Below are 22,240 nucleotides of genomic sequence, written 5' to 3'. Positions count from 1 at the left end.
CACGGCGTCGGCGGCGCATCCGGCCAGCGCGGGAACGGCGGCGGCCAGCAGCCGGGTCGCGCCCGCAGTGGCCAGGGCGGGCGCGACGGCGCTCGCCGCGGCGGCGTCGCCGAGCACGAGGGCGATCGCCTGGGGGCTCAGCGACCGGGCCGCGGCAAGCAACTCCAGGGCGGCGCCGGTGGGGTGACCGGCGTCATCGAGGTCGGCCAGGACGAGGATGGGGGCGTCAAGCGTGTGGGACATGCGGGATCTCCTTGGGTCTTATGGGCGGCGGGCGCGCATTAGACGTCTTACGGGCGGGCTCCGGATGAGCCTCAGACGAGTTTCAGACGAGCCTTAGACGAGCTTGGTCTCGACGAGCCACGCGGCGAGTTCCCGCCCGGCGTCCCCGGCGTCGGTGCGGATGATGCCGGCCTCGCGGGCGGGCCTCGCCTGGGCGGCCACCACGCTCACGGCGGGATCGCCCGGGGCCTCCAGCCCGAGGTCGTCCAACGAGAGCACGTCGAGGGGCTTCTTCTTCGCCGCGCGCATGGCGGCGAAGTTCGGGTAGCGGGGCTCGTTGGCCTGGTCGGTCACAGAGACGAGGGCGGGCAGCGGCGCGCGCAGGGTCTCGCGCAGCGTGCCGGTGGTCCGCTGGATCGTCACGGCCCCGTCGGCGACCCCCAGTTCGGTGGCCAGGGTGAGCGCGGGCACGCCCACGGCCGCGGCGAGCGCCCCGGGGAGCATGGAGGTCATGCCGTCCAGGGAGGCCATGCCGGTGACGATGAGGTCGACGCCGCCGATGCGCTCGATGGCGGCGGCGAGCACTCGCGCGGTGGTGACGACGTCGGCCCCGGCGAGCCCGTCGTCGGCGACGATGAGGCCGGAGTCCGCCCCCATCTGGAGGGCGCGGCGCACGCCGTCCTCAGAGTCCTCCGGGCCCATGGTCAGGGCGATCACCTCCCCCCCGGCATCCTCGGCGAGGCTGACGGCCGCCTCGACGGCGTTCTCATCGAGCTCATTGAGAACATCCTCGTCGCCGCGCAGGAGGCGACCCTCCTCGAAGCGGCGCTCGGACTGCACGTCAGGAACGTGCTTGATGCAGACGACGATTTTCATGCGTCCAAGGTTGCCATAAAGCGGGGTGTGACCGCTCACTCAGTTCGGTGATCCTGCTTGCAGCCCTCGGCTCGCGCCCCGCGTTTGGCCAGGGTTGGCGCGCGAGCGACAATGAAACCCGTGTCCGATCCCGCCCTGTTCTCCCCTGCGCCGCTGGCACCAGCGCGCGCGCTTGAGCGCGCCCGCCTGGGGGCCACCCCCCAGGGTGATGGGACGGACTTCGTGGTCGTGGCCCCTCGCGCCACGGCGGTGGACCTGTGCCTCGTCGAGGTCGACGACGCCGGGACCCCCATTGCCGAGCGCCGCATCGGCATGTATGGCCCGCAGCAGGGCGCGTGGGACGCGCATGTGCCCGGCGTCGGCGTCGGGCAGCGCTACGGCTACCGGGTCCACGGATGCTGGAACCCCTCCGAGGCGCTCCTCCACAATCCGCGCAAGATGCTCCTGGACCCCTACGCGCGCCTGACCAGCGGCACCACGAAGTTGTCCCCGGAGATCTACGCCCACGCGGTGGAGGAAGACCTCTCCCCCGCGCTCATCCCCTTCGCCCCCTCGGAGTTGGACTCGCTGGGGAGCACGGCGCTGGGCGTGGTCACGGGCGGGCCCCGCTTCCCCCTGGTCCCCGGCCCGCGCGTGCCCGCCGAGCGCACGGTCATCTACGAGACCCATGTCAAGGGCATGACATTGAGGATGCCCGGCGTCCCCGAGCCCCTGCGCGGCACCTACGCCGGACTCGCCCACCCCGCCACCATCGAGTACCTGCGCGCCCTCGGGGTGACGACGATCGAGCTCCTGCCGATCCACGCGGCCTTCTCCGAGCCGTTCCTCCAGCAGCGGGGCCGGCGCAACTACTGGGGCTACTCGACCCTCTCCTTCTTCGCCCCCGAGCCGTCCTACGCGACGGCCGCCGCCCAGGCCGCCGGCCCCGAGGCGGTCCTCGATGAGCTGCGCGGCATGGTCTCGATCCTCCATGAGGCGGGCCTCGAAGTCATCATGGACGTGGTCTACAACCACACCTGCGAGGGCGGCATGGATGGGCCGTCCCTGTCCTTGCGGGGCCTGGACAACCTGGAGTACTACCTGCATGCCCCGCAACGGCCCGCCGTCTACGGGGATGTCACCGGCACGGGCAACAGCATCGACTTCCGCTCGCCCCGGGCGGTCCAACTGGTGCTGGACTCGCTGCGCTACTGGGCGACCGACGTCGGCATCGACGGCTTCCGCTTCGACCTCGCGGTGACCCTGGGCCGCCACGGCGCCGAGTTCACCCCCCGCCACCCGCTCCTGGCGGCGATGGGCAGCGATCCCGTCCTCAAGCGCGTCAAGCTCATCTCCGAGCCCTGGGACGTGGGACCCGGCGGCTGGCGCACCGGCGAGTTCCCCGAGCCCTTCAAGGACTGGAACGACCGCTACCGCGGCGCGGTGCGCTCCTTCTGGCTGGCCGATGCCTCGGAGCTGTCCAAGGGGCGCCCCGGCTCGGGCCTGAGCGACCTGGCCACCCGCCTGTCCGGCTCGGCGGACCTGTTCGGCCACGGGGAGTACCCGGGTGGACGGGGCCCGCTGGCGAGCGTGAACTTCATCACCGCTCACGACGGCTTCACGCTCAGGGACCTGACCTGCTTCGACCACAAGCAGAACCTCGCCAACGGCGAGGACAACCGCGACGGGACGGATGACAACCGCTCCTGGAACCATGGCTGGGAGGGCCCCGTGGCCGAGGGCATGGACGGGGGGCCGATCGAGGTCCTGCGCCGCCGCTCAGCGCGTAATCTGCTGGGCACGCTGCTCATCAGCGCGGGAACCCCGATGCTCCTGGGCGGGGACGAGATGGGCCGCACCCAGGGGGGCAACAACAACTCCTACTGCCAGGACTCCGAGATCTCCTGGTACGACTGGGACCTGGAGATCTGGCAGCGCGACCTCATCTCCATCACGCGCTTCCTCATCCGCCTGCGCGAGGAGCACCCGGTGCTGCGCCCGGACCGCTTCGCCGTGGGAGCCCCGGCCCTCATCGACGGCGAGCCGGACACGATCCCGGACCTGTCCTGGTTCAGGGCCGACGGCGAGCGCATGGACCACTGCGACTGGCACGACGCCGGCTGCCGGACGGTGCAGATGCTCCGCTCGGGCGCCCCCTGGGGCGACGACGACCTCCTCGTCGTCATCAACGGCACCCTGGCCGAGCAGGAGGTCGTCCTGCCGGGGGCCCACGGCCGCGACTGGCACCTCGTGTGGGACTCCACATGGGCGGTGCCCCGCCCGCACACCTCCGCGTTCGCGCTGGCCCGCCGCATCAGGCGCGCCTCGGGGCCTGCGCCGGTCTCGATCATCGGCTCCGCTCAAGGGCCCATCTGCCGCCAGGACCGCCCCGGGGACACCACCACGATGGAGGTACTCTCCATGCGCATCTACCTCTCCGGCGAGGCTCTCGCCCGGGAGCCGGAGCGCTTCGCCCACGCGGACGACGACGATGCGAGGCCGGCGGGCTAGGGCCTCCCGCGAGCCCCTCGCCGTCGGCGTCGTGGCTCCCCCCCCCCCGCGCCTGGCAGAGCGCGCGCCCTACGACTAAAGTCGCGTGTTATCTGTCTGTAATTTAGACGCGCGGCCGCCGCACGGCTCGTCACGCGAAACGACTCGCAAGGAGCCCCTCCAGCATGCCCGAGGTCACAGGCGCCACCCATGAGGTCGGTGTTGACCAGATCTTCTTCTCCACCACTGACGCGCGCGGGGTGATCCGCCACTCCAACAACGTGTTCGTCGAGATGTCCCGCTACAGCCGCCAGCAGCTCTCCGGCGCGCCGCACAACATCATCCGCCACCCGGAGATGCCCGGCGGCGCCTTCAAGGCCATGTGGGACACCCTGCAGGCGGGCAGCCCCTTCGCCGCCTACGTGCGCAACCTCGCCGCCGACGGCTCGGAGTACACGGTGTTCGCCACCGTCACGCCCCTGTCCGACGGCGGCTACCTGTCCGTGCGCACCCGCCCCATGCGCGACGACCTGTTCGAGACCGCCCGCGCGATCTACCGCGACGCCCGCGCCGTGGAGGACGCCGCCATCGAGGCGGGGGACAACCGGCGCGAGGCGTCGGTCAAGGGACTGGGCCGCATTGCCGAGCTACTCACGGCCGCCGGGCTGTCCTCCTACGAGGACTTCCAGAACGCCGCCCTACCGGCCGAGGTCGCCCGCAGGGAGGAGATGTCCGAGGGCATCCCGCGGCGCCCGGGCGCCACCGGCGACCTGGCCGAGATGCTCTCCTCCGTGAGCGCCATCACCGATGGACTGGACTCCTGGATGGCGGGCCAGGGCGAACTGGCAGAGCTGTCGGCCTCGCTCAAGGCCACCGGGGCCTCTCTGACCCAGACCCTCGCCGATCCCCGCCTGACCGCCGCCACCATCGCCACGCTCGATCGCGGCGACACCCGCGTCAAGCCCCTGGCAGACATGCTCGACCTGTGGACGCAGATGCAGGGCATCGTCTCGCCCCTGGTCAACCGCCTCGTCAAGACCCTCGCCCAACTGGACCTCAACGGCGCCCGCACCCGCTTCCGGATCGCCCTGGCGCGCCTGCACGCCACGATCACCGCCCTGTTCACCGTTGAACTCATCGACGGCGTCGGGGAGACGCAGCACTCAGCCGAGTCCATCCCCGACCTCATCGAGAGCCTGACGGCCGGACTGGAGGAGATGGAGCGGGCCGCCCAGGCGCACCGCGCGCTCAGCGCCCAGGCCGTGGCCACGATCGGGGAGGCCAGCCGCATGATGCTCATTCCCAATCAGCTGCTCATGCTGTGGACGGGGTCACTCGCGGCGAAGGACCCCCATCTGCCCGCCACCGCCGCGGGGCTCTCAGCCGCGGCCTCCGGGGTCGTCGAGACCGTGCGGGGGCGCCTGGCCGAGCTCGACGCCCTCGCGGCGAGCTGCCAGCGCCTCGACATCGCCGCCGGGGCCTCGGACCTGCGCGGCCACCTGGCCGCCCTCACCCGGGCCGCCGCCTCAGCCGCCCCGTCGTCGCCCTCGCGGCGCCCGGTCCCCTGAGCGCGGGCGGGCCCCGCGGGCAGGGGCGCGGTGCCCTGCGACGCCCCTCGCCTAGGATTAGCGCCATGACGCCCTCCACCGCATCTGACACCTCCTCGGCCGCCCAGGCCCCCTCCGCCGCCGAGGAGGCCCTGGCCAGCGCCGTCGACGACGCCTCGCTCGCCCGCTCCATCGCGCGCAGCCGCGAGATCGAAGCGGACATGCCCCTGAACCCCGGCCGCTACCGGATGCTCACCGGCGTGCGCCCCACCGGCAACATGCACCTGGGCCACTACTTCGGGACGATGCGGAGCTGGGCGCCGATCCAGGACATGGGCATCGACACCTGGATCCTCGTGGCCGACTACCAGGTGATCACCGACCGCGACGGCGTCGGCCCGATCCGCGAGCGCGTCCTGTCACTGACGGCGGACGCGCTGAGCGTGGGGGTGGACCCGGAGCGCTCGACGATCTTCGCCCACTCGGCGGTGCCCGCCGCCAACCAGCTCATGCTTCCCTTCCTGTCCCTGGTCACCGAGTCCGAGCTGCACCGCAACCCCACGGTCAAGGCCGAGCTGGAGGCCACCGCCGGACGCGCCATGAGTGGCCTGCTGCTGACCTACCCGGTGCACCAGGCGGCGGACATCCTGTTCTGCCAGGCGAATCTCGTGCCCGTGGGCAAGGATCAGTTGCCCCACCTGGAGCAGGCCCGCCTCATCGCCCAGCGCTTCGACAAGCGCTACGGCCGGGCGGAGAAGTCCCGCCCGGTGTTCCGCCGTCCCGAGGCGCTGCTCGGCGAGGCCCCGCTGCTGCTGGGGCTGGACGGGGAGAAGATGAGCAAGTCGCGGGGCAACACGATCGAGTTGCGCATGAGCGCCGATGAGACCGCCAAGGCCCTGAAGAAGGCCAAGACGGACTCCGACCGCGTCATCACCTATGACCCCGCGGGCCGCCCGGAGGTGTCCAACCTGCTCATGCTCGCCTCCCTGTGCGGGGCGGGCTCCCCGGAGGGGATCGCCGAGAGCATCGGTGACGGCGGCGCGGGCGCCCTCAAGAGGCTCACCACCGAGGCGGTCAACGAGTACTTCGCGCCGATCCGCGCGCGCCGCGCGGAGTTGGCCGCCAACGAGGACCACCTCCTGGCGGTCCTGGCCTCGGGAAACGCGCGGGCCAACGAGGTCGCGGACGAGACCCTGCGGGCGGTTCGCGCCGCCATGCGCATGGATTACTGAGGCGGCCCGGGAGGCCCGGGCCCCGCCTGACCGTGACTGCCCGGGGCGCGCCCGGAGCCCCTCCGTTCGGGGTGCCGGATGTACGCCGGGCCCGTAGTCTTGTCCTGTGATCCGACACACCACCGCTCCGCGTCCTGCCCGCCCCCTCGTCGGCCGGATCCCGGTCACTGAGGTCTTCCCCGTGGTCGAGGATGGCCACTGGCCCGCCAAGGCGGTGCCCGGTGAGGTCATCCCCATCCGCGCGACCGTCTTCCGCGAGGGGCATGACCGCTTCGCGGCGACCGCCGTGCTCATCCGCCCGGACGGCACCGATGGGCCCAGCGCCCGGATGCGGCTCATCGCCCCCGGCCTGGACCGCTACGAGGCGCGCCTGGCGCCCGACGCTCCGGGCGACTGGTCCTTCCGCGTCGAGGGATGGTCGGACCCCTACGCCACCTGGGCCCATGACGCCGGGATCAAGGTGCCCGCTGGTGTTGACGTCGAGCTCATGCTTGAGGAGGGCGCGCGTCTCATGGAGCGCGCCCAGGCCGTGCCCGGCCGGGGCCGGGCCGATGCCGCCGTGCTGGGAGCCGCCGCGGCCCTCCTGCGCGACGCCTCCCGCTCGGCCGTCGAGCGCCTGGGGGCGGGACTGGCCGACGCCGTCGTCGCCGTCCTCGACCGCCTCCCGCTGCGGGACCTCGTCTCCCCCTCACGCGCCTACCCCCTGCAGGTGGACCGCCCCCGCGCCCTGGCCGGCTCCTGGTACGAGATCTTCCCCCGGTCGCTGGGCGCCTACTGCGACGAGCGCGGCAACTGGCACTCCGGCACGCTGCGCACCGCCACCGAGAGCCTGGACCGCATCGCGGCCATGGGCTTCGACGTCCTCTACCTCACCCCCATCTCCCCGATCGGCGTCACCAACCGCAAGGGCCGCAACAACACCCTCAACGCGCGGCCGGGCGACCCGGGCTCGCCCTACGGCATCGGCTCGGCCGAGGGCGGCCACGAAGCCATCCACCCGGACCTGGGCACCTTCGAGGACTTCGACGCCCTCGTGGCCCGCTCCCGCGAGCTCGGCATGGAGGTGGCCCTGGACCTGGCGCTCCAGTGCTCCCCGGACCACCCGTGGGTGGCCGAGCACCCCGAGTGGTTCACGGTCCTGGCCGACGGCTCCATCGCCTACGCGGAGAACCCGCCCAAGAAGTACCAGGACATCTACCCCCTCAACTTCGACAACGACCCCGAGGGCATCTACGACGCCATCAAGGGCGTCGTCGACACCTGGATCGCCCACGGCGTGACGATCTTCCGCGTGGACAACCCCCACACCAAGCCCCTGAACTTCTGGCAGCGCCTCATCAGCGAGGTTCGCGAGGCCCACCCCGAGGTCCTCTTCCTCGCCGAGGCCTTCACCCGCCCGGCGATGATGCGCACCCTGGGCAAGATCGGCTTCCACCAGTCCTACACGTACTTCGCGTGGCGCAACACCCGCGAGGAGCTGACCGACTACCTCGTGGAGCTCTCCCAGGAGACCGCGCACGTGCTGCGCCCGGCCTTCTGGCCCACGACGCACGACATCCTCACCCCGTTCATGACCCACGGGGGCGTGCCCGCCTTCAAGCTGCGCGCCGTGCTCGCCGCCACCCTGTCCCCCACCTGGGGAATCTACTCCGGTTACGAGCTGGCCGAATCCATTCCGCGCCCCGGCTACGAGGAGCAGATCGACAACGAGAAGTACGAGTACAAGCCGCGCGACTTCGCCGCCGCCCGCGGCAACGGCATCGAGGACCTCCTCACCCGGCTCAACGCGATCCGCGCCTCCCACCCGGCGCTCGGCCAACTGCGGGACATCTGGTTCCATGACACCGGCAACGACCAGATCATCGCCTACTCCAAGCGGGTGCGCGCCGCCGAGGTCCCGGAGGGGACCACCAGCGCCCCTGGTGAGGACGACGTCGTCCTCACCGTGGTCAACCTCGACCCGCGCAACGCGCAGGTCGGCCGGTTGAGCCTCAACCTGGCCCAGCTGGGGCTGCCCGAGGACGCCGACGGCTCGCGCCCGTGCCTGGCGGTCACCGATGAGCTCACCGGGCAGGACTACGAGTGGTCCGGCTCAAACTACATCCGCCTCGACCCACACTCGGGCCAGGTCGCGCACGTCATGCGGGTGCGCGCCCTGTGAGCGCTGCCAGTCCCCCGCCCGCCGGGTCACCGCCCATCGGCCCGCCGCCCGCCGGCGCGGGAGCGCGCCCCCTGACGCTCATGGATCCCCCGGTGGGCACCGGCCCCGCCTCCATGACGGTGCCCGTGGCCGCCCCTGGGACCGCGCCGATGACGGTGGTCCCGCCCGTCCCGGGCGTGCCGGTGCTGCCCGAGCAGCCGCGCCCCGGCCTGGACGCCGACCCCGACTGGTTCCGCACCGCGGTGTTCTACGAGGCGCTCCTGCGTTCCTTCGCGGACTCCGACGGCGACGGCGTCGGGGACATCCCCGGCCTCATCACCCGCCTGGACTACCTGGCCTGGCTGGGCGTGGACTGCATCTGGATCCCGCCCTTCTACCCCTCCCCCATGCGCGACGGCGGCTACGACATCTCCGACTACACCGCCATCGACCCGCGCTACGGCACCATGGAGGACTTCCGCGAGCTCGTCCACCAGGCGCACCAGCGCGGCATGAGGATCGTCATCGACATGGTCCTCAACCACACCTCGGACGCCCACCCCTGGTTCCAGGCCTCCCGGTCCGACCCCGAGGGCCCCTACGGGGACTTCTACGTGTGGCGCGACGACGACTCCGGCTACCCGGGCACGCGCATCATCTTCGTGGACACCGAGGAGTCGAACTGGGCCTACGACGTCGAGCGCGGCCAGTTCTACTGGCACCGCTTCTTCTCCCACCAGCCCGACCTCAACTACGACAACCCCGCCGTGGTGGAGGCCGTGCACGACGTCGTGCGCTTCTGGGCCCGCACCGGGGTGGACGGGTTCCGCCTCGACGCGATCCCCTACCTGGCGGAGGCCGAGGGCACCAACTGCGAGAACCTCCCCGCCACCCACTCGATCATCGCGGGCATCCGGGCGATGCTCGACCGCGAGTTCCCCGGGACCATCACCATCGCCGAGGCCAACCAGTGGCCCCACGAGGTCGTGGAGTACTTCGGCACCGCCGAGACCCCCGAGTGCACCATGTGTTTCCACTTCCCGGTGATGCCGCGTATCTACTACGCCCTGCGCGCGGGCTCGGCCGAGGCGATCCGCTGGGTGCTCGAGCGCACCCCCGACATCCCCGCCCACGGCCAGTGGGGCACCTTCCTGCGCAACCACGACGAGCTCACCCTCGAGATGGTCACCGAGGAGGAGCGCGCCCACATGTACGCCTGGTACGCGCCCGAGGAGCGGATGCGCGCCAACATCGGTATCCGGCGCCGCCTGGCCCCCCTCCTGGACGCCTCCCGAGCGGAGACCGAGCTCGCCCTGGCCCTCCTGCTGAGCCTGCCGGGCAGCCCCTGCCTCTACTACGGCGATGAGATCGGCATGGGGGAGAACATCTGGCTGGAGGACCGCGACGCCGTGCGCACCCCCATGCAGTGGGACGACTCCCCCAACATGGGCTTCTCCACGGTGGTGGACCCCGGCGCCCTGACCCTCCCGCTGATCCAGACACCCGGCTACGCGCACCTGACCGTGGCCACGGAGATGGGCCGGCCCGACTCCCTGCTCCACTTCACCCGGCGCATCCTGCGCCTGCGCCGCGCCCACCCGGTTCTGGGCCGGGGCGGTTTCGCCCTGCGCGAGGCCTCCGACCCCGCGATCCTGGTCCACACGCGCAGCGAGGGCGGCGCGCCGGGCGATGAGGGCGGCGCCACCCTCATCTGCGTGGCCAACCTGGCCGCCACCCCGCGGGCGGTCAGCATCAGCGTCCCCGAGCTCGCCGGCAGGGCCACCCGGGACGTCTTCGGGGGGAGGCCCTTCCCGTCCGTCGGGGCGGACGGCTCCCTGCGCCTGACCCTCGGCGGCCTGGGCTACTACTGGCTCGAGGTTCTGCCCCGCCAGGACGGGGGCCACGAGGGCAGCGGGGATCAAGACGATGGTGAAGGCGCCGGCCCGCGGCCGGGGCACGACGACGAGGCAGGAGAGCCGCGATGAGCAACGCCACCCCCACCCAGTGGCCCACGGATGAGGAACTCCTGGAAGCCCTGCTGCCCTGGATGCTGGCGCGCCGCTGGTTCCCCCTCAAGGGCGACGCCGCCCCGTCGGCGCTGCGGCTGGCCCACCGCGTCGATCTGGCGCCCGGCGCGCGCGACCTCATCGTCGCCGCCCCGCGAGGCGATTCCATGGGCCGGACCCCCGAGGCACTCATCCACGTGCCGCTCGTCCTGGGGGCGCCCGAGGACCTGGCGCGCTACGCCGTCGACGGCGGCGCCCCCGGGTCCGAGGGACTGCTCATGACCGACTCCCAGGGCCGCGAGCTCGCGCTCATCGACGGCGCCCACCACCCCGCCTTCTGGCGGGCCTGGGCCGAGGCCGCCGCGGCGGCGGGGACCGTGCTCGGCGCCGAGGGCGCCGCCGCGATCGCCCAGCGCGCCGAGCGGCTGCGCGTGACCACCGGTGAGCAGTCGAACACGAGCGTCATCATGCCCGCTCCCCGCGCCCCCGAGCAGGCCACGGGCCCGGAGGACGCCGCCACCGGCGACCTCATCGTCAAGCTCTTCCGCGTGCTCGCCCCGGGGCGCAACCCGGACGTGGAGGTCCCCGTGGCCCTCGCGCGCGACGGCTGGGACCGCGTGCGCATGCCCGTGGCCTGGTCCGTCGTCGCGGCTCCCGGGCCCGACCCGGCGGACGCCCCCTCGATGGACACGGCGGTGGCCTGCGCCTTCATCCCCAGGGCTGACGACGGCTTCGAGTTGTTCTGCTCCTTGGCCGCCGACGGCGGCTCCGGGCCCGCCCGCGAGCGCGCCCTGGCCCTGGCGGCGGACCTGGGGGCCACCACCGCGCAGATGCACGCTCATCTGCGCTCCTCATTGGGCGAGGCGGCCCCGCAGTCGCCGGAGGCGCTGGCCCGCGCCCTGCGTGAGCGGGCCGACTGGGCCATGCGCGAGGTCCCGGCCCTGGCCGAGGAGGTCCCCGGCCTGGGCGCCGCGATCGACGCCCTCCTGGCCGAGTTGGCCCTCCTGCCCGCCCTCGAGCCCGCCTGCCGGGTGCACGGCGACTACCACCTCGGCCAGGCGCTCCATGAGATCGGCGGCGCCGAGCGCTGGTACGTCCTGGACTTCGAGGGCGAGCCGCTGCGCCCCCTGGCCGAGCGCACCCGCCCCGATCAGCCCGCGCGGGATGTGGCCGGCATGCTGCGCTCCTTCGACTACGCCTGGGCGGTCGGCGGGGCGGGCGGCAGTACCAGCGCCGACTGGCTCCCCGCGGTCCGCGGCGCCTTCCTGAACGGCTACCGCGCTGAGAGCGCCCGGGCCACCGGGACCGCCGGGGGCGCTCCCGCGGACGGGACCGGGGAGCAGAGCCCCTCGCGGCGCCAGTCCGTCCTCCTGGCCGCCCTCGAACTCGACAAGGCCCTGTACGAGGCCGTGTACGAGGCGCGCAACCGCCCGGACTGGCTGGCGATCCCGCTACGGGGCCTGGCCGGCATCGTCGCTGCTCGCAGCACTGATGAAAGCGCCTCCCACGGCCAGGCGGGAGCCTGATCGCGACCCTTTCCTCTCTCCCCCCTCCCTCGTCCGATGCGACCGGAGACCTCAATCCCTCGCATCAGCTCACCCAGCCATGGAAGAATCACGATCATGACCGACGCCACACCCACCGGGTCCCCCTCGCAGTCCCCCGCCCCCAATACCGAGACAGGCTCCCCCTCCCCTGTCGAGGTCGAGCCCTGGATCCTCGCGGATGTCGCCTACGCGCGCTACCACAACCCGCATGAGGTCCTCGGGGCCCACGTCGGCGCCAACGGCGTGACCGTGCGCACCGTGCGCCACCTCGCCGACTCCGTCTCGGTGATCACCCCCGAGGGCGAGTTCCCCGCCGCGCACGAGCAGGACGGCGTCTGGGTCGCCGTCCTGCCCGGGGAGTCAGTGCCGGACTACCGCATCGACGTCACCTACGGCGAGGAGACCACCCGGGTCGACGACCCCTACCGCTTCATGCCCACCCTGGGTGAGATGGACACCTACCTCATCTCCGAGGGCCGCCACGAGGAGTTGTGGGAGGTGCTCGGCGCCCACCTCAAGCACTATGAGGGCCCCATGGGCGGCGTCGACGGCACGGCCTTCGCCGTGTGGGCCCCCAACGCGCGGGCCGTGCGCGTCGTCGGTGACTTCAACTACTGGGATGGCACCGCCTCGGCCATGCGCTCGCTCGGCTCGTCAGGCGTGTGGGAGTTGTTCATCCCCGGCGTCGGCGTGGGGGCCCGCTACAAGTTCGAGATCTGCTTCGCCGACGGCTCCTGGCACCAGAAGGCGGACCCGATGGCCCGCGCCACCGAGGTCCCCCCGGCCACCGCCTCCGTGGTCACCACCGCCGTCCACGAGTGGGGGGACCAGGAGTGGATGGAGCGCCGCAGCGCCACCGACCCGCACTCGGGCCCCATGAGCATCTACGAGGTCCACATCGGCTCATGGCGCCAGGGCCTGGGCTACCGGGGCCTAGCCGACCAGCTCGTCCCCTACGTCAAGGAGGCGGGCTTCACCCACGTCGAGCTCATGCCGGTGGCCGAGCACCCCTTCGGCGGCTCATGGGGCTACCAGGTCTCCGGCTACTACGCCCCCACCGCGCGCTTCGGCACGCCGGACGACTTCAAGTACCTCATCGACGCCCTCCACCAGGCCGGCATCGGCGTCATCCTCGACTGGGTCCCGGCCCACTTCCCCAAGGATGAGTGGGCCCTGGCCCGCTTCGACGGAACCCCCCTGTACGAGGACCCCGACCCCCGCCGCGGCGAGCACCCGGACTGGGGCACCTACGTGTTCAACTTCGGGCGCAACGAGGTCCGCAACTTCCTCGTGGCCAACGCCCTGTACTGGCTCGGCGAGTTCCACGTGGACGGCCTGCGCGTGGACGCCGTCGCCTCCATGCTCTACCTGGACTACTCGCGCCAGGACGGCCAGTGGGCCCCCAACCAGTTCGGCGGGAGGGAGAACCTGGAGGCCATCAGCTTCCTCCAGGAGGCCACCGCCACCGCCTACCGTAAGAACCCCGGCATCATCATGGCCGCCGAGGAGTCGACCGCCTGGCCGGGGGTCACCGCCCCCACGAACTACGGCGGCCTCGGCTTCGGGCTCAAGTGGAACATGGGATGGATGAACGACACCCTGCGCTACCTGCAGGAGTTGCCGATCAACCGCCGCTACCACCACGGCGAGCTGACCTTCTCCCTCGTCTACGCCTTCTCCGAGCAGTTCATCCTGCCGCTGAGCCATGACGAGGTCGTCCACGGCAAGGGCTCGCTGCTGTCGCGCATGCCCGGCGACGCCTGGCAGGAACTCGCGGGACTGCGCGCCCTGTACGCCTACCAGTGGTCGCACCCCGGCAAGCAGCTGCTGTTCATGGGCCAGGAGATCGGTCAGGGCGCCGAGTGGAACGCGGATAACTCCCTGGACTGGTGGCTCCTGGACGACCCGGGTCACGCCGGCCTGCTGCGCCTGGTGACCGACCTCAACCACTTCTACACCTCCTCCCCGGCCATGTGGGCCGATGACTTCTCCCACCGCGGCTTCGAGTGGATCGAGGCCGGCGACGGCGACCACAACGTCATCTCCTACCTGCGCAAAGGCACCGGCCCCGACGGCTCCAGCGACCTGGTGGTCTGCATCGTCAACTTCGCCGGCGCCCCGCACGAGGGGTACCGGGTCGGCCTGCCCTTCGCCGGCGGCTGGGATGAGATCATCAACACCGATTCGGAGATCTACGGCGGCTCCGGGGTGGGCAACCTCGGCCATGTCGAGGCCGAGGAACTCCCGTGGAACGGCCGCCCGGCCTCCGTCCGCCTGCGGATCCCCCCGATGGGGGCCGTCTTCCTGCGCCCGACCCGCGACTAAGAGGGCCATGCCCGGGGTCATCGTCAAAGACCCCGGGGATCATGCGCCGCCGCACCAGGGGCGGGCCCGCGCGGGCCCGCCCCTGGCTTGGCATGGCCGCGGTGATCAGACCGGCCGACCGGCCCCCCGCTGGCTCTACCACCTGGCATGGGGAGCGGCTGCGTGTACGATCTGAGCGAGTTCTGCAAGTTGCTTGCAGCCATCCGAACCCATGTCCGACAAGGGAAGAACTATGACGAAGAACCTGATGGCGACGGTTCCCTCTCAAATCCGCGCCGTCTCCGGTCGCCCCGCCGACGCCTCCACGCCGATGGAGGTCTGGCAGGGTCTGTCCTCCGCCGTCGTCGACGCCATCGCGGACGACTGGTACGCCACCACCCGCGCCTACCAGGCGGGCCGGATGGAGCACTACTTCTCCGCCGAGTTCCTCATGGGGCGGGCGCTGCTCAACAACCTGACCAACCTCGGGCTGGTCGAGGAGGCCCGCGAGGCGATCGGCGCCTTCGGCCAGAACCTGTCCGAGATCCTTGAGCAGGAGCCCGACGCCGCGCTGGGCAACGGGGGCCTGGGCCGCCTGGCCGCCTGCTTCCTCGACTCCTGCGCCACCCTCGACCTGCCCGTGACCGGCTACGGCATCCTCTACCGCTACGGCCTGTTCAAGCAGCTCTTCTCCGACGGCTTCCAGACCGAGCACCCCGACCCGTGGATGGAGGAGGGCTACCCCTTCGTCATCCGCCGCGAGGAGTGCGCCCGCATCGTGCGCTACAACGACCTCACCGTGCGCGCCGTGCCCTACGACATGCCGATCACCGGCTACGGCACGAGGAACGTGGGCACCCTGCGCCTGTGGAGAGCCGAGGCGATCGAGGAGTTCGACTACGAGGCCTTCAACTCCCAGCGCTTCACCGACGCGATCGTCGAGCGCGAGCGCACCGCGGACATCTCCCGCGTCCTCTACCCCAACGACACCACCTACGAGGGCAAGGTGCTGCGGGTGCGCCAGCAGTACTTCTTCTGCTCGGCCTCCCTGCAGGAGATCGTCGACAACTACATCGCCCACCACGGCGCGGACCTGTCCGGCTTCGCCGAGTTCAACTCCATCCAGCTCAACGACACCCACCCGGTGCTCGCCATCCCCGAACTCATGCGCATCCTGCTCGACGAGCACCACCTGGGCTGGGAGCAGGCCTGGGAGGTCGTGTCCAGGACCTTCGCCTACACCAACCACACGGTGCTCGCCGAGGCCCTGGAGACCTGGGAGATCTCCATCTTCGACAAGCTCTTCCCGCGCATCATGGAGATCGTGCGCGAGATCGACCGCCGTTTCCGTGACGACCTAGCCGCCCGCGGCATCGACCAGGCGACCATCGACTACATCGCGCCGATCTCCGGCGGCCGCGTCCACATGGCCTGGATCGCCTGCTACGCCTCCTACTCCATCAACGGCGTCGCCGCCCTGCACACCGAGATCCTCAAGCGCGACACCCTCAAGGAGTGGCACGCGATCTGGCCCGAGCGCTTCAACAACAAGACCAACGGCGTCACCCCGCGCCGCTGGCTGCGCCAGTGCAATCCGCGCCTGTCCGCCCTCCTGGACGAGGTCACCGGCTCGGACGCCTGGGTCCGTGACCTGTCCGCCCTGCAGGGCTTCGACGGCGCCGCCACCGATGCCGTCCTGGACCGCCTGGCCGAGGTCAAGCGCGCCAACAAGGCCGACTTCGCCGACTGGATCAAGGCGCGCGAGGGCATCGAGATCGACCCCGACGCGATCTTCGACGTCCAGATCAAGCGCCTGCACGAGTACAAGCGCCAGCTGCTCAACGCCTTCTACATCCTCGACCTGTACTTCCGGATGAAGGACGACCCCACGCTCGTGGTCCCGCCGCGCGTCTTCATCTTCGGCGCGAAGGCCGCCCCCGGCTACATCCGCGCCAAGGGCATCATCAAGCTCATCAACACCATCGGCGAGCTGATCAACAACGACCCGGTGATCTCCAAGACCCTCAAGGTCGTGTTCGTCCACAACTACAACGTCTCCCCCGCCGAGCACATCATCCCGGCGGCCGACGTCTCCGAGCAGATCTCGATGGCCGGCAAGGAGGCCTCGGGCACGTCCAACATGAAGTTCATGATGAACGGCGCCCTCACCCTGGGCACGCTCGACGGCGCGAACGTGGAGATCCTTGAGGCCGTCGGCCCCGAGAACGCCTACATCTTCGGCGCCACCGAGGACGAGTTGCCCGCACTGCGCGAGAGCTACGACCCGGCCTGGCACTACGAGAACGTCCCGGGCCTCAAGCGGGTCCTCGACGCCCTCATCGACGGCACCCTGGATGACAACGGCTCCGGCTGGTTCGCGGACCTGCGCCGCTCGATCTTCGAGGCCACTTATGAGCCCGCCGACGTCTACTACGTCCTGGGCGACTTCGCGGCCTACCGCGAGGCCAAGGACCGCATGGCCGCCGACTACGCCGACCAGCGCGCCTGGCAGCGCCGGGCCTGGATCAACATCACCCGCTCGGGCCGCTTCTCCTCAGACCGCACCATCAGCGATTACGCGAAGGTCTGGGGAATCAGCCCCACGCCCATCGCCTGAGGCCGGCAGTAGGAGGCCCGCCGCCCCTCGGGGCGGCGGGCCTCCCGCTGCGCGCGGGCGGGCAGCCGGGTCCGCGTCAATACAGGCGGGTCCGCGTCAGTACAGGATCGTGGCGAGGCGGCGGCGCGCGGCCTGGACCTCGGGGGCGCTGGCGCCGATGATCTCGAAGAGTTCCAGAAGGCGCAGGCGAGCGGTCTCGCGCTCATCACCGCCGTGACGGGCGACGGCGTCGAGCGCCCGGGCGAGGCAGCCCTCGACATCCCCCGCGGCGAGAGCCGCGTCCGCCCCCGCCAGAGCGGCGTCGAGGTCCTCCGGGGCGGCGTCGGCGGCAGCGAGCAGCGCCGCGGGGTCCTGGCCGTCCATGCGGGCGAGCATCCGCACCTGGGCGCGGGCGGTCTTGAGGCCGGCGTCCGCAGGGCTGTTGGCGATGGCGTGGTCGTAGACGGCCTCGGCGCCGGCCCAGTCCCCCTTCTCGATGGCCTCACGGGCGGCGCGCTCGACCTCAGTCTCCGCGGGCTCCTCGGGATCGTCCGCAGCGGGGGCGCCCGGCGCGAGGCGGCCCGTCACGCCGTTGGCGGCGGCGACCTGGAGGAGCTGGTCGAGCAGGGCGCGGGCCTGCTCCTCGCCGACCGCGCCCTGGGCCAGGGGCACGGGCTGACCGGCGAGGAGGGCAACGCAGGTGGGGACCGCCTGCACCCCGAGGGCTTGGGCGACCTCCGGGGAGGCGTCGACGTCGAGGCGGGCGAGCTCGAAGCGGCCCGCGTACTCCTCGGCCAGGCGCCCCAGCATCGCCACGGCCTGGGTAGCGGCCTCGCTGCGAGGACTGTGGCAGATGATGACGACGGGGACCCGCGAGGAGATCTCCGCGATATCGCGCAGGGCCTGGGCGTCGATGTCAACGATCAGGGGGGCGGGGATGCCCCCGGCCTGACCGGCCGGCGGGGCCTGCGTCGCCGCGGGGGCTCCCGGCGCGGGGCTCGCGGTGGGGCGCGGGGCGAGGGAGGACAGATCAACGGCGCCGAACATGCTCATGGGCGGCCTTCCTGGATCGGGCCCGCTGCTCGCGGGCGGGTACCGGTCAATGGGCGCGCCCGGGGCGGCGCCATGCGCGCGCCCCGGGCACCGGGATGGGGATCAGGCGGGAGACTTCGAGTCGTCCCTGGTCACGGAGGCGAGGACCACGGATCCGCCCAGCGCGGCGGGGGCCTCCGAGCTCCCCTCGGCGGGGATCGAGAAGGCGATCATCGCGTCGTAGGAGGCGGTGACGGTGCCGCGGACCGCGTCATCGCCTCCCAGCATCTTGCCGAGCGTCGGCCCGGCCTGGAAGCCGGCGTCCTTGACGGTGCGCTTGAACTCCGTGGTGTAGCCGAGGGTGGTCATGACGATCGCCCCGCCGTCGGCGGTCCGCAGGCCACGGAAGCCATCGGTGCCCGCCGTCGCCGTGACCGTGACCGTGCCCGCGGCGGAGACCTGGTCGTTGATGGACCGGTCCGTGGCGACCTGTGAGCGAATGCGGTCCTGGTCATTGGCGAACGTGGTCGCGTTGTCGCCCGAGGGGTTGTTGAGGGCGTCGACGTAGGCGGCCAAGACTTCAGCGGGGGTGGAGACCAGCCCGGTGGAGTCCGCGGTGATGGCCTGGGTCCCGGCCGCGGCGGTCGGGGTCCCGGGCACGCGCGCACCGGGGAAGAGCTGGCCCCAGGCCCACAGCCCGAAGTTGTCCCTGGCGTCTTCCTGCGACAGCACCATGATCCAGGGCGCCTTGGCCGCCTCGGGCTGCTGGGACACCACGACGGCGGCGCGCGGGAAGCCCTCGGCCAGGCTGGCGGCGCCCGCCGCGGAGTCGAGGACGATCTGGCTGATCCGCGTGTCGTCCCCCAGGGCCGAGGCCACGGCGTACTGCTCGGCGCGGCCACGGGCGGCGGGCCCCACCAGGTAGCCGTTGAGGGAGTCGGCGGTGCGGGCGGTATCCGCCTGGGCCAGGCCCGTCTTGATCCGCTCCAGGATGGAGGTCAGGCGCTCGGAGTCGAGCGCCGAATAGGCCCCGGGCGTGCCCGTGGCAGCCACGGGCGTGGTGGTGATCTCCTGCCCGCAGGCGGCCAGCGTCGCGGCGACGGCCGAGGCGGTCATGCCCCCGAGGAAGAAACGGCGCGTGGTCATCAGATGGTCTCCTTGTCATCCCGGGCGCCACCGGCGCCCTGGCCGTCCGCGCTCCTGCCCAGCCCGAGCTCGCCCAGGTCCTCCGTGGAGGGGCCCGATGAGCCGGCCCTGTGCGCGGGCAGATCGACGGGCGGGGACGCGGGCGGCGCCGCCGAGGCGCTCGAGCCCCGCGGGTCATCCACCTGGAAGTAGGGAGCAGAACCCGGGATCATCGAGGGCGCCGGGCGCAGCGCCTGGGCGCCATCGCCCCCGAGGATGGCGGTGCCGAAGTAATCCACGGGCTCGGCGGGGCCGAGCGGCGGCAGGGATGCCGTCGCGCTCTCCCAGGGGCGCTCATGCGCTGTCATCCCACCGCCCTGGTCCGGGCGCGGGCCACCCCAGCCCGCCTCATCGGGGGCGCCCAGGGCGCCCGCGGCGCCGCCGCTGGGGGGCGTCGTGGCGGGCGCGCCGGAGTGGGGATCGTTGGAGGTCGCGCTGATGCTCGGAGCCGCGCTCGCCGCCCCGGCGCCCTGGGCGGTGAGGGCCTCGGGGGACGAGGGGATCGAGGGGACCTCGACGCCACCGACGTAGGCGCGGCCGGTGCGCGGGTCCACCCACTCCTCGCCCTGCCGCTCGGCGCGCTCCTTGTCCCGCTTCTCCCGGCGGGTCAACGGGCGGTCCGGGTCCTCGACGCTGGGCACCGCCGCGGTCGGCACGCCATCGGCGGCGTCGAGGCGGGCCTGCCGCTCAGCCGCGCGGTTGCGGCGCTCAGCCTCCACCCGGCGGTTCTGGAAGTCGAGGAGCAGGCCGAACACCCCGACGAGGATGAGTAGGCCGCCCAGGATCAAGCTGGGCATGAACCACCACGTGGACACCGTCCGCTCCCACGACAGAGACACCGACGGCGCGGGGCCCGAGCCGTCCGTGGCGATGAGCGCGACCATGTCCGAAGAGCTGACGTTGACGACGGCCGACGCCGAGCCCGTGCCCTTGGCCTTGTCGCTCCACAGGTCAGAGGAGGTGGGGTCGGCGTTGGAGGGCGTCGCCTCCGAGCAGGCTCCCGAGGAGTCGCAGGCCTCCGTCACGGGAGAGGCCTGGAGGGTCTTCTCGTCGGCCAGGCCGGTCACCGACAGGTACGGGTCCCGCGCGAGCCAGGCCTTGACGTCCGCCTCGTGGCCGACGGCGATGACGACTGGCGAGGAGCCATCGGCGGCGGTGGCCTTGATCGTCACCGATGAGTCGATCAGGTTGAGGACGCCTGGGGCGGTGACGGCGTAGTTCTGCTCGGGCGACGTGGGAAGGGTGGCTTCGATGGTCGAGCTGGGACGCCACACTGTGGCGAAGCAGACGGCCAGAGCGATGACGATCAGGCCAGCAGCGGCGACGATCGCGCTCAAGAGTCGTCGATTCACGACGCTGAACTCCTCGGACTCGGCGTTTGGTCCCCCGCGTCCCGGGCGTGACGCTGGGCGGAACGGGGCATTGATGCCCAGAATCCCATGCCGACGCACCGGATTCCCACCATCCTGGGGAACATCACACAACCCGGCGCCCTGGGCGGACGTGTTCTGAAAACCCTGGGAGTGACCTGGGAGCCATCGCAGAGTAATCTGGAAACCCCAAGGGATTCCGAGGTCGCGGCCGAGCCGTCCAGAGTCCTACCCTTGTCCCTGAGCCGGGGCGCCGCCCCACATTATAAGAAATGGAGACACAGTGTCCGACGAGACCTATGAGTTCGCCGTGACGATGCGCGGCTACGACCGCGCGCAGGTCGAGCAGCGCATCGAGTCCCTGGTGCGGCAGCTGGCTGACGCGCGCCGCGAGGTCGCCAATCTCGATCAGCGAGCGATGACGCTCAGCGGCGAGCTGGCCGACGCGCGCCGTCGTCTGCGCGAGGCCGACAAGCCGACCTATGCCGGTCTCGGATCGCGCATCGAGCAGCTGCTGCGCAGCGCCGAGGAGCAGTCCGCCACCGTGATGTCCAAGGCCAATGCCGAGGCCGAGGCCCTGCTCTCCCGCACCCGCACCAATGCCAAGCGCCTCCAGGAGCGCAGCTCCTCCGAGGCCGCCACTCTCGTGGCGGACGCCCGCCGCGAGGCCGGCGAGCTCACCAGCCGTTCCCAGGCGGAGGCGGCGACGACGCTCGCCAACGCCCAGGCCCGCGCCGACGAGATGGTGGCCGCGGCCGAGCGCACCGCCGCCAAGGCGACCACGGACGCACAGACCGCCGCCACCGAGGCCCGCAGTTCGGCCGAGCGCGAGGCCTCCCTCGTCATCGCCCAGGCCAACAAGCAGGCCACGGAGACCACCGTCGCCGCCGATCAGCAGGCCGCCGCGACCCGTGACGAGGCGGAGGCCGCCGCCGAGCAGTTGCGCCGGACCTCCACGGAGGAGTCCGAGGCGCTGCTGACCTCCTCGCGCGAGGAGGCGCGTCTGGCCGTGGAGAAGGCCCGCACGGAGGCGGAGTCCCTCGTTCGCAACGCCAAGGCCGAGGCGGAGTCCCTCGTTCGCAACGCCAAGGCGGAGGCGGAGGCGGCCCGCTCCGAGGTGGCCGAGCTCCGTCAGCAGGCCGCCCTGGAGATCGCCAGCCAGCACGAGGCCGCCGCGACCGAGGACTCCAAGGCCCATCAGGAGACCCAGGAGTCGATCCGCCAGATGGTCGAGGAGGCCCAGGCCCAGACCGCCCAGGCGGAGGCGAGCCTCCAGGAGGCCCTCGATCGCGCGGAGAAGGTGCGCGCCCGCACCGACGCCGAGGCCCGCACCCGCTACGAGGAGGCCACGAACAAGGCTGACGAGATCGTGCGCGAGGCGCGCGAGCAGGCTGAGCAGCTCCTGGAGGACACCCGCGCCGACGCTGACGCCCAGACCTCGGCGGTGCGCCGCCAGATCGATGAGCTCGAGCGCCAGCGCGACTCGATCGCCGCCTACCTGGAGGACATGCGCGGAATCCTCGGTGACTCCGCGCTCGTCCACGCGCCCGCCCCGGTGGTCGGCGGCGCCGCCCGGTCGGCGCAGTCCCCCCAGGACGCCGCGAGCGAGGAGGCCGAGCCCGGGGCCGGGAAGGCCGCCAAGCAGTCCTCCCAGGAGGGCGCCAACAAGCCCTCGGCGAAGCAGGGGGCGAAGAAGAAGCCCTGATCCGCCTCG

The 22,240-nt window shown here is 71.9% G+C and carries 13 protein-coding genes and 1 pseudogene; 9 read left to right on the top strand and 5 right to left on the bottom strand.

The features are described 5' to 3' along the window. Together GVV76_RS09525 and GVV76_RS09520 are read right to left on the bottom strand one after the other, a co-directional pair. Positions 1–243, bottom strand: a pseudogene (locus tag GVV76_RS09525) (electron transfer flavoprotein subunit alpha/FixB family protein); the annotation flags it as partial. Positions 244–336: 93 nt separating this feature from the next. Next, entirely contained in the window at positions 337–1,098 is a 762-nt protein-coding gene (locus GVV76_RS09520) for an electron transfer flavoprotein subunit beta/FixA family protein (protein ID WP_159524223.1), read from the bottom strand. A gap of 111 nt (positions 1,099–1,209) precedes the next feature. Here GVV76_RS09520 and glgX point away from each other — a divergent pair, with 111 nt between their 5' ends. The 8 genes from glgX to GVV76_RS09480 all read left to right on the top strand — a co-directional run bounded on the left by glgX (position 1,210) and on the right by GVV76_RS09480 (position 16,960). After that, positions 1,210–3,588, top strand: a complete 2,379-nt coding sequence (gene glgX / locus GVV76_RS09515) for a glycogen debranching protein GlgX (RefSeq protein ID WP_159626645.1) — start codon at positions 1,210–1,212, stop codon at positions 3,586–3,588. A 164-nt stretch (positions 3,589–3,752) separates the two neighbouring features. Continuing rightward, complete coding sequence (locus tag GVV76_RS09510; protein WP_159524225.1) at positions 3,753–5,135, top strand: PAS domain-containing protein; 1,383 nt, start codon at positions 3,753–3,755, stop codon at positions 5,133–5,135. Positions 5,136–5,200: 65 nt separating this feature from the next. Further along, complete coding sequence (trpS, locus tag GVV76_RS09505; protein ID WP_159626644.1) at positions 5,201–6,346, top strand: tryptophan--tRNA ligase; 1,146 nt, start codon at positions 5,201–5,203, stop codon at positions 6,344–6,346. Between the two features lie 106 nt (positions 6,347–6,452). Continuing rightward, a complete protein-coding gene (locus GVV76_RS09500) occupies positions 6,453–8,507 on the top strand; it encodes an alpha-1,4-glucan--maltose-1-phosphate maltosyltransferase (RefSeq protein ID WP_159626643.1) in 2,055 nt (684 codons plus the stop codon). Positions 8,508–8,656: 149 nt separating this feature from the next. Next, entirely contained in the window at positions 8,657–10,471 is a 1,815-nt protein-coding gene (gene treS, locus GVV76_RS09495; protein WP_442858372.1) for a maltose alpha-D-glucosyltransferase, read from the top strand. Continuing rightward, positions 10,468–12,018 (top strand): phosphotransferase, encoded by a 1,551-nt coding sequence (locus tag GVV76_RS09490; protein ID WP_159626642.1) that lies wholly within the window; start codon positions 10,468–10,470, stop codon positions 12,016–12,018. Before treS ends, GVV76_RS09490 begins: the two co-directional genes overlap by 4 nt. Before the next feature lie 96 nt (positions 12,019–12,114). Continuing rightward, a complete protein-coding gene (gene glgB, locus GVV76_RS09485; protein ID WP_235905498.1) occupies positions 12,115–14,364 on the top strand; it encodes a 1,4-alpha-glucan branching protein GlgB in 2,250 nt (749 codons plus the stop codon). A gap of 232 nt (positions 14,365–14,596) precedes the next feature. After that, positions 14,597–16,960 carry a glycogen/starch/alpha-glucan phosphorylase gene (locus tag GVV76_RS09480; RefSeq protein ID WP_159524229.1) on the top strand — a complete coding sequence of 788 codons (2,364 nt, stop codon included), beginning with the start codon at positions 14,597–14,599 and terminating at the stop codon, positions 16,958–16,960. Between the two features lie 96 nt (positions 16,961–17,056). On the opposite strand, the gene GVV76_RS09475 is transcribed toward GVV76_RS09480, so the two are convergent. The 3 genes from GVV76_RS09475 to GVV76_RS09465 all read right to left on the bottom strand — a co-directional run bounded on the left by GVV76_RS09475 (position 17,057) and on the right by GVV76_RS09465 (position 20,508). After that, on the bottom strand, positions 17,057–17,992 hold the full coding sequence (locus GVV76_RS09475; RefSeq protein ID WP_201292231.1) for a tetratricopeptide repeat protein: 936 nt from the start codon (positions 17,990–17,992) through the stop codon (positions 17,057–17,059). Between the two features lie 102 nt (positions 17,993–18,094). Continuing rightward, entirely contained in the window at positions 18,095–19,117 is a 1,023-nt protein-coding gene (locus GVV76_RS09470; protein ID WP_159626640.1) for a hypothetical protein, read from the bottom strand. After that, on the bottom strand, positions 19,117–20,508 hold the full coding sequence (locus GVV76_RS09465) for a hypothetical protein (protein WP_159626638.1): 1,392 nt from the start codon (positions 20,506–20,508) through the stop codon (positions 19,117–19,119). Before GVV76_RS09465 ends, GVV76_RS09470 begins: the two co-directional genes overlap by 1 nt. 301 nt (positions 20,509–20,809) lie before the next feature. Here GVV76_RS09465 and GVV76_RS09460 point away from each other — a divergent pair, with 301 nt between their 5' ends. Next, the gene (locus GVV76_RS09460; RefSeq protein ID WP_159626636.1) at positions 20,810–22,231 is read left to right on the top strand and encodes a hypothetical protein; all 1,422 of its coding nucleotides are present in this window, start codon (positions 20,810–20,812) and stop codon (positions 22,229–22,231) included. Positions 22,232–22,240 lie beyond the last annotated feature (9 nt).

The sequence above is a fragment of the Actinomyces sp. zg296 genome, from assembly GCF_009829695.1.
Lineage (GTDB): Bacteria > Actinomycetota > Actinomycetes > Actinomycetales > Actinomycetaceae > Actinomyces > Actinomyces marmotae.
The sequence above is the reverse complement of the archived record's forward strand: the minus strand, read 5'-3'. Positions and strand labels throughout refer to the sequence as shown.